Raw genomic sequence first — 12,980 nt, forward strand, 5'->3', positions numbered from 1 at the left:
TGAAAGCGCCGCTTTGCGGCACTTTCAAAATTTTCTCTAGACCTGTTGACGTATCGTAGAAGACTAATGTATTTGGCTAACTTAAGCCAAAATACGGATATAAAAAGTTTTTTACAGACTACGTTCAGCAAGATCCAAGCTAAATCTACATGCTTGAAAATACAGCTAATCCAGAAAACCAAAAATTCAGAAAAGTCTCAATCCGATTACTAATGACTTTTCCGTTTATTCTTCAAATAATTGCGGCTGTATGGACGATTGGATATTTCTCTTTTCAAAATGAACAAAAAAAAGCTAATGATTTTAGTAGTAAATTAAGAGCTAATACGATTAGAGCTTTAAAACAAGAAATTAATGATTACTTGCGATCGCCAATACAGGCGGTCAAGCTGAATATTCAAGCTCGGAAATCCGATCCCATTGACACACAGTTGTCTTCGGATATTATTCAGCAATTCAAGAGATTATCCAATGTCTTTTCCACGATAGATGATATTAATGTAGGGGATAAAGGGGGCAACTACATTGGTCTCACTCGTCAAGACAATGGATTTATATTAAAAATCACTGATGAATTTCCAAAGGTAAGTTGGTATCAATCCAATCCTAACGGAAGCTTGATTTCAGGGAATTCCAAGGATTTAAATTACGATCCCCGCACTAGTCTTTGGTATCAAAAAGCGATCGCTAATAAAGACTTGGTATGGACTGATATTTATCTACTGGCTAATAGCAAAGATCTGGGTATTTCTGCCACTCAAGCTCTTTTTGATAACCAAGGTAATCCACGCCATGCGATCGCCGCAGGTTTAAATTTAAGCAAAATTAGCGAACTTCTTGGGAAAACTCAGTTCACTCCTTCCAGTCAAATTTTTATCATTGAGAAATCAGGTTTGATGGTAGCCTCATCCATAAAAATGACTCCATTAACTATCAAACAGGGGGAAGATTTTCAACGAATTAAAGCCAGTCAAAGCGATAATCTGGTTATTCGAGAAACCATAGTTGCTACTAAAAATCAGCTTGGCAAACTAGAGGAGATTGGCGGTATGGCTCAGCTAGAAATCGATATCCCTCAAAGTATTAATGGCAACACAAATCAAGAGAAACAAATTATAGAAATATATCCCTATCGAGATTCTGCGGGATTAGACTGGTATATTTTTATTGTTATTCCTGAGTCAGATATTCTCTCAAAGGCATACGACGGGGCGAATTTTATTCTGTGGTTATGCATTTTTGTTGGTGGTATTTTAATCATTTTAGGTATTCTGACCACTCGATTAATTGTTAAACCAATCTTCCAATTACGAGATGTTAGTTTAGCGATCGCCTCTGAAAAGTTCGAGCAGCCGATCCCCACTTCTCGAATTGCCGAAATAAGTATCCTCGCGCAGTCTTTAGATTGCATGAGATTGCAGCTAAGTCAATCTCGCGAACAATTACAGGATTATTCGCGATCGCTAGAACGTAAGGTCGAAGAACGGACAAGTGAACTAGAAAATGAAATACGCGATCGCATCGCTATTCAAAATGAATTGCAAGAGAAAGCAGTTATAGTCAGCCAACACTATCAAGTTTTGAATAGTCTGGCTAAGGAAGAATCAATCCTTAGAGGCAATCTAGATATTTGTGTGAAAATGCTCACTGAAGCGGTATCCAAAACGCTTAAGGTTGAGCGTAGTAGTATTTGGCTGGGTAAAGGGGACAAAGAAAATTGGACTTGCTTAGATTTGTTCCTATTAAGCTCAGAGACTCATGCTACCGAATCTAATTCCATACCGAAAACTGTTCAGTATCTGGGGAAATTAAAAACTGAGTTAGCGATTTCCGTCAATGATGCTTTAAATGACGATCGCACTAGTGAGCTAATTGATGATTATCTTATTCAGCTTGGTATTACCTCAATTTTAGAAATACCTCTGCGCCAGAATAACGAATTGGTGGGAATGCTTTGTCTTGAGCATACGGGCGAACCGAGAAATTGGTCTTTGCTCGACCAAAGTTTTGCTCGCTCAATTGGTGATCTCGTAGCTCTGGCGATCGAAAGTGCAAATCGTCAATTAGCAGAACAACAACTAAAAGAGAGCGAAGAACGTTGGCAATTAGCCCTAGAAGGAAATAATGATGGTATTTGGGATTGGAACTGTCAGACCAATGAAGCATTTTATTCGCCTCGCTACCAGACAATGCTGGGTTATGGGGAAAATGAATTAGTTCCTCATGCTGATACATGGCACAGCCTTATTCATCCTGAAGATTTAGAATTAGCAATCAACACTACAAATGACTACCTCGACAAAAAGACATCTACTTATGTGCTGGAGCATCGATTACGTTGCAAAGATGGCAGTTATAAATGGATTTTGGCGAGGGCAAAAGCTCTATTTAATGAACAGGGCAAACCGATCAAAATGATTGGCTCTCATACAGATGTCACCGATCGCCGTAGGTATGAAGAAGAGTTACAGAAACGTGCGGCTACCCTTAGCTTACATAACCAAGTTTTAGCAAAATTAGCGGGAGACGAGAAGCTGCGATTAGGAGATTTAAAGGCAAATATTAGACTTTTAACCGAAACACTTGCCCAAATCCTTAATACCGAAAGAGCCAGTCTTTGGATGGCAAAGCATAAGAGTGTTTATTGGGAATGTTTAGATCAATTTATCTTGAGTTCTCATCAACATATCACTGAGCCAGACTTAGCGATCGCTAATTATCCTAACTATCTTGCCTCATTACAATCTGAATTGGTACTACCTATTACTGACGCAATCACCGATCCGCGAACCTGTGAGCTTGCCACCGATTATCTCTCAGTATTGGGGATTAAATCTATGCTAGAAATTCCCATTCGTCGAGATGAAATGACGATCGGTGTGTTGTGCATTGAACATACAGGATACTTCCGAAAATGGACTTTAGAAGAGCAGAGCTTTGCTAGGTCGATTGGCGATTTAGTAATTCTCTCGATCGAATCTTCTAACAGAAATCTCGCGGAGCAGCAGCTAAAAGAAAGCGAAAAACGTTGGCAACTAGTGCTAGAAGGCAATAACGATGGGATCTGGGATTGGGACTGCACAACCAATGCAGTGTTTTTCTCTGCTAGATATAAGACGATGTTGGGGTATACAGAGAACGAACTAACTCCAGATGTTGATTCTTGGATTAAGTTAGTACATCCCGAAGATTTTAATCGGGTGATGTCTACGGTCGAAAGCTATTGGGCGGGAGAAATTCCTCACTACATCGCCGAGCATCGAGTCCGTTGTAAAGATGGCTCTTACAAATGGATTTTAGCGAGGGGAATGGCTCTTTTTAATAACGGAACGCCCATCAGGATGATTGGCTCGCATACAGACATCACGGCTCGTAAGCAAGCTGAGTTTGAACTTGCTAAGGCAAAAGAGGATGCAGATTCGGCAAATAGGGCTAAGAGCGAATTTTTAGCAAACATGAGCCATGAATTAAGAACGCCCCTTAATGGCATTCTTGGCTATGTGCAGATTTTGCAACGCGATCGCAATTTAAACCCTAAGCAAATCGAAGGCATTAATGTGATCAGGCAATGTAGCCATCATTTGTTGAATCTAATTGCGGATATTCTGGATTTATCAAAAATTGAAGCCCAAAAGATGGAGTTAATTGAAAGTGATTTTCATCTTCTCGGTTTCTTGCAAGGTGTTGTCGAAATTTGTGCGGTTAGGTCAGAGCAGAAAGGCATCACATTTACCTATTTGTCTTCGGGTAATTTGCCCGTTGGGATCATTGCCGATGATAAGCGTCTCCGCCAAGTTCTACTAAATTTAATCGGTAATGCGATTAAATTTACGGACAATGGCGGTGTTACCTTTAGGGTTGAGGCAATCGCCCCAGATATTACTTATTCAGATTTAGGCGATCGCCAGATTCAAAATATACACAAAATTCGATTTCAAGTGGAAGATACAGGGATTGGGATCAGTAGAGAACTTCTAGAAAATATATTTTCCCCCTTTGAGCAAGCAGGTAATTCGCAATCAAAATCTGAAGGTACGGGTTTGGGTTTAGCAATTAGCCAAAATATTGCGGCTCTTATGGGCAGTTCCATACAGGTTAAAAGTGAACTAGGAAAAGGTAGTACATTTTGGCTTGATTTAAATTTAAAAGCGACAAATGTTGACTTCGATTGCATCCAAACTAATAGCCAATCTAAACAACGCAAAATCATAGGATTTGAAGGCAGAAAGCAAACAGTTTTATTGGTTGATGATAAGTGGGAAAATCGGATGGTGTTAGTAAAGTTACTAGAAGAAATTGGATTTTCGATTGTTGAGGCAAATAATGGCAAAGAGGCTCTAGATATAGTGTCCGAGGTAAAACCTGATCTGATTATTACTGATTTAGTTATGCCAGTGATGGATGGTTTTGAAATGATTCGACAATTTAGGCGATCGCCCGAGTTCCATAATGTGGTCATTATCGTTACTTCGGCAAGCGCATTTAGTAAAGATGAAAATCAAAGTCTGGAAATAGGAGGTAATGATTTTTTACCTAAGCCAATTCAATTTGACAATTTGCTAAATAAAATCAAAGAGCATCTCCAAATAAACTGGATATATGAAGAAATAAAACCATCTCAAGGTTCTAACCTATTAGAAAATAATTCAACTAATGAAATTTCTACAATCAATCAAAAAACTATGAAAGCTCCACCAACTTCCGAAATAGAATTTCTTTACGATCTGGTAATGCAAGGGAATATTAATGGCATTATTGAACGTTCCATCGACCTTGAAAAGCAAAGTCTTAATTTCGCACCTTTTGCTCAGGAGTTACAAAAGATGGCAAATGATTTTCAAATCAAGAAAATAAAAGAATTTATTAAGTCTTATAGCAATCCTCAATGAGTCATAAGAAACACAAGCTGATAACAAGGAGCTTAATCACCCTGCCTTTCTCGCAAATTATTTAAATTAAAGTGATGAATACTAAAAACATGTCGAATAAAGAAATATTAGGTAAGATATTAATCGTCGATGATAATCCGAATAATCTTAAGGTTTTATCTGGAAGTTTAGCTAATAATAATTGGGAAATTTTAGTTGCTGTTGATGGGGAAAGTGCGATCGAGCAGGCTATTTATGTTAGACCAGATCTCATTTTTTTAGATGTCATGATGCCAATTATGGATGGGTTTTCAGCTTGTAAAATCTTAAAAAGCACGCCAGAAACCAGCAAAATCCCCATCATTTTTATGACTTCTCTTTCTGACACCTTAGACAAGGTTAAGGGATTTGAACTAGGAGCCGTAGACTATATCACGAAACCCTTTGATCGCGATGAAGTTGTCGCTAGAGTAAATACCCATTTACAAGTTAGTTTTTTAACAAGGCAAATACAGGAAAAAAATCAACAACTGCAAAGCTTTGCTCAAGAATTAGAGAATCGCGTTAACGAGCGAACAATGGAGCTTTCGGGAGCGCTTTCTGATTTACAAAAAGCTCAGGCTCAATTATTGCAAAGAGAACAAAGACTTGCCTATGAAGCTTTTCACGATACGCTTACAGGTTTACCAAATCGAGCTTGGTTGATGCAACGTTTGCAATATTTAACTACCCAAAATCAACTTTATGCGGTTCTATTTACCGATCTCGATCGCTTTAAAGTAATTAATGACAGTCTCGGTCACTTAGTCGGTGATGAGTTACTTCAGCAAGCTACGCGCAGACTGAGAGCCTCTTTGCCCTCTCGTGCTAATGTTTCTAGATTTGGTGGCGATGAATTTATCATTCTCTTTGAAGATATTCAAAATCTTGAAGAAGCAACCGATCTAGCCGATCATATTCAAATGGAGCTAGCCAATCCTTTTAAGATCCACGATTACGAACTATTTGTCAGCATCAGTATCGGTATTACTATTGGTTCTCAGGATTATCAACAGCCTGAAGATATTCTTAGAGACGCGGATATTGCCATGTATCAGGCTAAGCACAAAGGACGTGGACGCTATGATGTGTTTAACCCTGATATTCGGGAGGTGGCGATCGCCCGATTAGATCTCGAAAATGATTTACGGCGGGCGATCGAACGTCAAGAATTTTGTATGTACTATCAGCCCATCTTTTGTTTGCAATCTAATCAAATTCGTGGCTTTGAATCTTTAGTACGCTGGAATCATCCCTCAGGAAAGTTAATATCTCCATCTAAGTTTATTCCCATCGCCGAGGAAATTGGTTTAATCAACTCTTTGGGTTGGTGGGTGTTGCGCGAGTCCTTGAGTCAATTCCAAACTTGGTGTAAATACTTTCGCGATCGCGATGGAGTTAACCATGACTTCCTTAACTCTCTATGGATAAATGTAAATATTTCACCAATTCAACTTAAACAGGTAAACTTCGCTCAAAATGTTCAACAGATTTTAGATGATTGTCAACTGCCGAGTAATTGCTTGAAACTGGAAATTACGGAAAGCTGCCTTCTAGAATCCTCTAGCATCGAATCGATCGCCCTTGAACAATTAAAGAGCCTCAATATTAAACTTTGTATTGACGACTTCGGCACGGGATACTCTTCGTTAAGTCGTTTGCACGAACTACCGATTCACACCTTAAAAATTGATCGAGCCTTTGTCAAAGATCTGGAAGCCAACTCTAACAACAGCATTATTAACACAATCATTAATCTCGCCCATGGTTTACATATGGATGTAGTTGCCGAAGGAATTGAGTCAGAAGAACAAAAACAAATTTTGCGATCGCTTTCTTGTGACTATGGGCAAGGATACCTTTTATCACAGCCTCTAGACGCGAAGGCTGCAAAATATTTGCTTGAATCGTGCAGCTCTTGCTAAATCATCGAAAATAAGAACGCTATAATCTTGTCATAACAATTTTACAGATATCTTCGGCATCTGAACATTAGCTATGATCGCAACATCACAAGTTCCCGCTACCGTCCTGACAGGCTTCCTTGGCGCAGGCAAAACCACTTTACTAAATCATATTCTTACGGCTGAACATGGCAAAAAGGTTGCTGTCATTGTTAATGAATTTGGCGAAATCGGTATCGATCAGCAATTAGTAATTGGTGCTGACGAAGAAATTTTTGAGATGAATAATGGTTGTATTTGCTGCACCGTGCGTGGCGATCTAATTCGGATCATTGGCAACCTGATGCGCCGCCGCAACAAATTTGATCACCTCCTCATTGAAACCACAGGTTTAGCCGATCCTGGCCCCGTGATTCAAACTTTCTTTATGGATGAAGATATTCATCGACAAGTGGAGCTTGATGCGGTGGTCACGGTGGTGGATGCTAAGCACGTCCAACAACATTGGGGCGATCGCGAAGTTCTGGAGCAAATTGGCTTTGCGGATGTAATTTTGCTCAACAAGACCGATCTAGTTACTTCTGCGGAACTAGACGAACTCGAAGCAAAAATCAAGCATTTGAATGTTTTAGCAAGAGTTGATCGGGTTCAGCTAAACCAAGCTAATACCGAAAATATTGAAGACAGCATTAACAAAGTTCTCAATGTTGGTGGGTTTGACCTTGATCGAATCCTTGAGAAGAATCCTGAATTTCTTGCTGCTCAAATCAAAGATGATCACGACCATGAGCATCACGACCATGAACACGAGCATCATGAGCATGATCACGACCACCATGAACATGAGCATCACGAACATCAACACCATATCCATGACGAGGAAGTCGGCTCGGTCAGCATCTTAGAAGCTGGCTCCGTCAATCCTTACAAGTTTCAAGCATGGATCAGCGAGTTATTGAGAACTCAAGGTCAAGATATTTTTCGTTCTAAGGGAATTATCAATTTCTCTGGTTCTGAGGAGCGTTTGGTATTTCAGGGTGTGCATATGCAGTTTGATGCCACGCGCGATCGCCCTTGGAAAGAAAACGAACTTCGCAAAAATCAATTAGTTTTTATCGGTAGACATCTGGAAGAGGCGAAGTTGCGCGAAGGTTTTCTAGGTTGCTTGATTTAATATCAAAGGAAGAAATGGCTACGCCATTTCTTCCTTTGAAAAACCTTACTGGGATTGCTAGATCAAAGCCCAAGAAGAGAAGGTCTGCGCTAAGCGCAGACCTTCTCTTCTTGGGCTTTATTAATAGACTTGATGTTAACTAAGCTGATTTAGAGGCAGTATCAACTTCATCAAAAGCTTTATAGCACTTCTCCGCATCATAAATATGGCAGCGATCGCCAATATCTTTCATTAACTCCCATGAGAACTTAGTCTTGTACATATATTGTCCCCAATTCTCATCAAGAGACTTATGTGCTAGACGTAGATTATAGGAAGGAATACCCGTAGATACGTGGTGAGGAACATGCACGTTAATGTCGTGACATAGAATTTCCACCCAAGCAGGATAGTCGCAATGCACAGTACCAGTTAACTGATCAGTAGCCGCAATCCATTTGTCCTTATCCTTAAATTGGATATCGGGCATGGTGTGGTGAACAATTGTGAAAGTACTCATCCAGAAGTGATATACCAACCAAGGCATCAAGAAGAAGCTAATAAATCCTGTAAAGCCTGTGGTGTAAATCAAAACAGGAATCGCGATCGCCGCAAAAGCAATTACTAGGCGATAGGAAAACTTTACTTGCTCTTGCTGACGCTCAGGATAGATACTGGCGTTGAAGTGTAAGTTAGCCCAATGAATAATCGAACCAATCCACCAATAACGGGTACGAATTAGACGATAGATATTGGTAATTAAACCTTTGCCCTGTTCATATTCTTCAACGGTGAAAGGATACCAAGCATTATCTTCACCCATTTTATTGGTATGCAAGTGGTGATGATCATGCTTGAAGCGCCAGCCGTGGAAGGGATAGAGCAATGGTAAGAAAGCGATATGTCCGACGAGGTCGTTAACCCAATTTTTGTTAGAAAATGAGCGATGTCCACAGTCATGACCAATTACAAACCAACCCGTGAGAGCCGTACCTGTAAAAATCCAAGCGAAGGGTAGTAAGTACCAAGGCGAAAAGGCAATACTTGCGTAGCCTAATGCGGCGGCTGTTAGGGATAGTAAAACTCCAAACCAAGCTTTGAGAGGTTTTTTCTCAAAATACTCAGAAGGTATAGTTTTGATGATGTCGCGAAGAGTTGTCTCAGGTGTAAGAGTATGTGAGGAATTTTGTATGGCAACCACTACTGAGCACTCCCTACTGCGGTCAAACGTTGACTGCTCAAGCTTTGCAATTGCTGTAAAAGAACATCGATATCTGATTGTAATTCAGCCAGTTCTGCTTGAACTTCTTCAGAATATAGTTTTTTGGCGGTTACGTTCAATGAAAAAATCTCTTTTGTTGGGGCTTCAGTTTGTTTGCTCATACTTCTTTTAAAACGCTGCAATAACACCACAAAAATATTTATGACTCAGATTCTAGCTTATGTTATGTGTATTTTTGTATATCCATAAACATATTTAATGAGTAATTATACGGATCAAGTTTTCTTCTTTGCTTTTACTGTTAATTAAGTGCTTGCGCAAAATAAATTACTAAAACCCGTAAAGTTGCGCCCCTACGGGGCGCAACTTTACGGGTTTTAGTTCGTAATTAATCATGCTTAGCCACTTCCCAAGAATGAGTGATGGCGCTTCGCGCCATCACTCATTCTTTAATACTTAGTGCCGATGGGTGTATCCGCAAATAAAATCGGGGCGATCGCGGCGGCTGAGCCAAGGCGATCATCAGCATATTCTTCGAGGCTGTAGTACTGATCCATGCGATCGCATAAGCCTTGGGGATTCAAGCTTTGGATATTGTGACTAATGATGTAGCTTTGCGCCGCCGAGCCACGAAAGGCGGCAAAGGCTTCTTCGCAATAGGCTAGCTTAGATTCTGGCGCAGCAACAAGCCAATCGGAGCCATGCATATTGCCACTCAAAATTGGCTGACCATGAGCGGGAATAACAACCCGCCGTTCGGCAGCGATCGCTTGACCACTTATGTCAAGGCAGCAGACAATCAGGATAATAGTGACAAACAAGGTTTTAAATGCATGGGAAAGTGGATTTGGGTGCATAGGTCGCTCGAATTTTGCTCGCAAGATCAATTATGTCAAGGGCTTCACGATTTATTTTAAGAATTTTAAACAAAACGCGAATTAATAGGTTTTTGCCGCAAAAGCAGTTAAGGTTTGATAACATTTTCTGATTAATCACACCAAACCCACCAAAATATTAATCGCAATTTTGCCGAATAGGTTGTATTGTCTAAATTTCTGGGAGTTTTTAAGATTTTCTTAAATGTCCAATGATGAAGCTTTTGCTAAACTCATGTTATCTGCGATACAGAAAAAATTCACGCCTTTTAAAGGATTTACCTTTATAAATAAGTTTTCAGCACAAATCAAGATTTGTGCAGGAATTGTTATTTAGCCTTTCTTTCAACTGCTTTTTCTCTCTAGAACATTTATCAAATTTTTCAAGCCCGCCAAATGTCCGAACATTATCTAAATCATCCTACTTTTGGCTTGCTATCTCGCCTATGTAGAGTAGATGAGTTTCGTAGTTTGTTTACAACTCTCTACGCACAAAGGTTATTCTTCCTGATTACCAATAGTCCTGAAGGTGTCCAATTTGAGCCTGTTTCGCGAGCCGATGCCAAGCTGATGGTCGAGAATCAAATGCGATCGCTGCGTCGTGGTGGATCTGACACAGATCAAAAAAATCTTCACCATATATACAAGAGAACTTTTTCACAATGACCTCGCGTATTTCTCTTAAATCTGCTGCAAAAATTAATCTTTATCTGGAGATTACGGGAAATCGACCTGATGGTTATCACGATCTGGTAATGGTGTTGCAGAGTATTGATCTATGCGATCGCCTAGATATTCGGAAAATTGGTACGGATGAGATTCAAGTAACCTGTAATAATCCTGAAGTACCATGCGATCGCACCAATCTGGTCTACAAAGCTGCCGCCCTGATGCAGAGCGTCTATCCCGATATTGGTGGCATCGAAATTGCGATCGATAAGCAAATTCCGATGGGGGCAGGGCTAGCAGGTGGTTCATCGAATGCGGCAGCCGTTTTAGTGGGGATTGATCGCCTTTGGGAACTAGGGCTTACGCAATCGCAACTTTGTGATTTTGCGGCGCAGTTAGGCTCGGATATTCCGTTTTGTGTGACGGGTGGAACGGCTCTCGCCACAGGTCGCGGCGAAGTTCTTTCGCCACTGCCCGATCTCAAGGATTTAGTTCTCGTAATTTGTAAACCCCGCCAGATTGCGATCGCGACGGCATGGGCTTATCAAACTTTCCGTTCACAGGGTTTACTGGCGACTAGCCAAGTTAAAAATCAAAATTTATCGAGCCAAATGGTGGCGGCGATCGCCTCAGGTGGTGAGTCCACTGCGGTTAAGCTATCGCGATTTCTCTATAACGATTTAGAAAGAGTGGTTTTGCCAGCCTATCCTGAACTTCATGCTCTTAAAAATAGGCTGCTGGAGCAAGAATGTCTTGGAGCAATGATGTCAGGCTCAGGATCGACCATATTTGCGATCGCGGCGGATTTAGATCGTGCCCAAAAAATTGCCGAAGCTATCCAGACTGATGATATCGATGTATGGGTAGGCAAAAGTTTAGTTAGATCGATTTTCGATGTTTAAAAAAAGTTGTCGGCGCTTCGCGCCGACAACTTTTTTTAGCTAACGCCGCCATAGATCGCCAGTTGCTCATGGCTAATCCATGCCCACAGTTGATCGCCATAGGAAAAGTGCCACCATTCATTGGGATGTCTGACAAATCCACCATGGGTCATGACTTGGCTTAATAACTCGCGATGGCGATGAAACTCTACGGCTTGAGCATTGCGAAAACTAGCAAAGTAATTCGGTAAAGAGCGATCGCTAATTTCATCAATTGGTGAACCCATATCCACAGGAATCATGCCTTCGGGAGAATGCTCGTAAAGGGTGACATCGATCGCTGCTCCTGTGCTGTGGGGCGGCGGCGTTCGCGGATCATCGCTAGGAATTGCCCAAAATTTCATCACCTCTTCCATGAGCGCATTTTTCTGTTCTTCAGTAAGGGCGGTAATATCTAGCCCCTTACTGGCGGCTAGCTGAGCAAAACTATAATCCACCATAAATTGCTGCACAGGAATCGGGCGATAGGCATCAAAAAGGGCGATTTTCCAATTAGAGTGCAGGATTTGCAGGTAAGCTTGGGCTTTTTGCAATCTTTCTAAAATGCCTTGTCGCACCCAAAAAGGAGAGCGATCGCCATAGGGTGCTTGCAAGGACACATAGGGATGGGGATCGATGGTGATCATGGCATTGAGAGAATTGGCGGCGATCGCTACTAATGGTTCACCACAATCAGAGATCGGGATACTTTGATAAGGCTTTGACATGATGTGTGATAGGTTCTGATGAAACTAAATTCGCGATCACAAACTAAAATAAGCAAGATGAACAAAATTGGCTGTAAGGCAATGTGTGTGTGTTCTTACAAGGAATCTATATTAGTAGCTAGGGGTGAAGACTCTCAAAATGGCGCAATATTCTATAGACCTTTAGGCGGCTCGATTGAATTTGGGGAAACGAGTCAAAACGCGATCATTAGAGAAATTAAAGAGGAAATAGGGGCTGACCTTATCGACGTAAAACTATTGGGAGTTTTAGAAAGCTTGTTTGATTTTGAGGGAGAACGTGGTCACGAAGTGGTGTTTATCTACGATGCCCAACTTGTTGATAAAAAGCTTTATGCAGAGAAAACAATTATTGGACAAGAAACAGATGGTTCGGAGATTGTTGCCACATGGCAAAAGCTTGACTATTTCGTGGCGCAAGGGAGATTAGTCCCAGAAGGATTGTTAGATTTATTAACCCGATGAACAAATGAGAGTGTAAAGTGAAATGTGTAAAGTCTGGGATGTATGCAGAGAGATAATCTAGCCACACAATAACTAACACAAAAACCGATGAATATTCGCAAAGAATTGCTAGATGAATT

10 protein-coding genes are annotated in these 12,980 nt (G+C 40.8%); 6 read left to right on the forward strand and 4 right to left on the reverse strand.

Translation table 11 applies throughout. From position 1 onward, the window contains the following. Positions 1 to 149: 149 nt before the first annotated feature. The 3 genes from H6F42_RS02580 (at position 150) to H6F42_RS02590 (ending at position 7,985) form a co-directional block, all read left to right on the forward strand. Positions 150 to 4,889: a PAS domain-containing protein gene (locus tag H6F42_RS02580; protein ID WP_190397801.1), complete on the forward strand. Its 4,740-nt coding sequence runs from the start codon at positions 150 to 152 to the stop codon at positions 4,887 to 4,889. Positions 4,890 to 4,963: 74 nt separating this feature from the next. After that, on the forward strand, positions 4,964 to 6,832 hold the full coding sequence (locus H6F42_RS02585) for an EAL domain-containing protein (RefSeq protein WP_190397802.1): 1,869 nt from the start codon (positions 4,964 to 4,966) through the stop codon (positions 6,830 to 6,832). A 73-nt stretch (positions 6,833 to 6,905) separates the two neighbouring features. Then, positions 6,906 to 7,985 carry a GTP-binding protein gene (locus H6F42_RS02590; protein ID WP_190397803.1) on the forward strand — a complete coding sequence of 360 codons (1,080 nt, stop codon included), beginning with the start codon at positions 6,906 to 6,908 and terminating at the stop codon, positions 7,983 to 7,985. 139 nt (positions 7,986 to 8,124) lie between these two features. Here the strand turns inward: H6F42_RS02590 and H6F42_RS02595 are convergent, their stop codons facing one another. The 3 genes from H6F42_RS02595 to H6F42_RS02605 form a co-directional block, all read right to left on the reverse strand. Next, positions 8,125 to 9,165, reverse strand: a complete 1,041-nt coding sequence (locus H6F42_RS02595; protein ID WP_190397804.1) for a fatty acid desaturase — start codon at positions 9,163 to 9,165, stop codon at positions 8,125 to 8,127. Beyond that, positions 9,165 to 9,347, reverse strand: coding sequence for a hypothetical protein (locus H6F42_RS02600; protein ID WP_190397805.1), 183 nt, complete (start codon positions 9,345 to 9,347; stop codon positions 9,165 to 9,167). Before H6F42_RS02600 ends, H6F42_RS02595 begins: the two co-directional genes overlap by 1 nt. A 288-nt stretch (positions 9,348 to 9,635) precedes the next feature. Then, positions 9,636 to 10,043, reverse strand: a complete 408-nt coding sequence (locus H6F42_RS02605) for a hypothetical protein (RefSeq protein ID WP_190397806.1) — start codon at positions 10,041 to 10,043, stop codon at positions 9,636 to 9,638. A gap of 414 nt (positions 10,044 to 10,457) precedes the next feature. On the opposite strand from H6F42_RS02605, the gene pipX reads away from it, so the two are divergent. Next, positions 10,458 to 10,727 (forward strand): transcriptional coactivator PipX, encoded by a 270-nt coding sequence (pipX, locus tag H6F42_RS02610; protein ID WP_190397807.1) that lies wholly within the window; start codon positions 10,458 to 10,460, stop codon positions 10,725 to 10,727. Further along, on the forward strand, positions 10,724 to 11,632 hold the full coding sequence (gene ispE / locus H6F42_RS02615) for a 4-(cytidine 5'-diphospho)-2-C-methyl-D-erythritol kinase (protein ID WP_190397808.1): 909 nt from the start codon (positions 10,724 to 10,726) through the stop codon (positions 11,630 to 11,632). The genes pipX and ispE overlap by 4 nt, the downstream gene beginning before the upstream one ends. A 35-nt stretch (positions 11,633 to 11,667) precedes the next feature. Here ispE and H6F42_RS02620 read toward each other — a convergent pair whose 3' ends face one another. Continuing rightward, positions 11,668 to 12,378, reverse strand: coding sequence for a M15 family metallopeptidase (locus tag H6F42_RS02620; protein WP_190397809.1), 711 nt, complete (start codon positions 12,376 to 12,378; stop codon positions 11,668 to 11,670). 57 nt (positions 12,379 to 12,435) lie between these two features. On the opposite strand from H6F42_RS02620, the gene H6F42_RS02625 reads away from it, so the two are divergent. Next, positions 12,436 to 12,861 (forward strand): NUDIX domain-containing protein, encoded by a 426-nt coding sequence (locus tag H6F42_RS02625; protein WP_190397810.1) that lies wholly within the window; start codon positions 12,436 to 12,438, stop codon positions 12,859 to 12,861. Positions 12,862 to 12,980 lie beyond the last annotated feature (119 nt).

The organism is Pseudanabaena sp. FACHB-1998, from assembly GCF_014696355.1.
Lineage (GTDB): Bacteria > Cyanobacteriota > Cyanobacteriia > Pseudanabaenales > Pseudanabaenaceae > Pseudanabaena.

Excerpts from the sequence above, each read along its gene's own strand:
- H6F42_RS02625 (WP_190397810.1), top strand. The coding sequence starts at position 12,436 with ATGAACAAAATTGGCTGTAAGGCAATGTGTGTGTGTTCTTACAAGGAA.
- ispE (WP_190397808.1), top strand. The coding sequence starts at position 10,724 with ATGACCTCGCGTATTTCTCTTAAATCTGCTGCAAAAATTAATCTTTAT.
- H6F42_RS02580 (WP_190397801.1), top strand. The coding sequence starts at position 150 with ATGCTTGAAAATACAGCTAATCCAGAAAACCAAAAATTCAGAAAAGTC.
- H6F42_RS02585 (WP_190397802.1), top strand. The coding sequence starts at position 4,964 with ATGAATACTAAAAACATGTCGAATAAAGAAATATTAGGTAAGATATTA.
- H6F42_RS02590 (WP_190397803.1), top strand. The coding sequence starts at position 6,906 with ATGATCGCAACATCACAAGTTCCCGCTACCGTCCTGACAGGCTTCCTT.
- pipX (WP_190397807.1), top strand. The coding sequence starts at position 10,458 with ATGTCCGAACATTATCTAAATCATCCTACTTTTGGCTTGCTATCTCGC.
- H6F42_RS02620 (WP_190397809.1), bottom strand. The coding sequence starts at position 12,378 with ATGTCAAAGCCTTATCAAAGTATCCCGATCTCTGATTGTGGTGAACCA.
- H6F42_RS02605 (WP_190397806.1), bottom strand. The coding sequence starts at position 10,043 with ATGCACCCAAATCCACTTTCCCATGCATTTAAAACCTTGTTTGTCACT.
- H6F42_RS02600 (WP_190397805.1), bottom strand. The coding sequence starts at position 9,347 with ATGAGCAAACAAACTGAAGCCCCAACAAAAGAGATTTTTTCATTGAAC.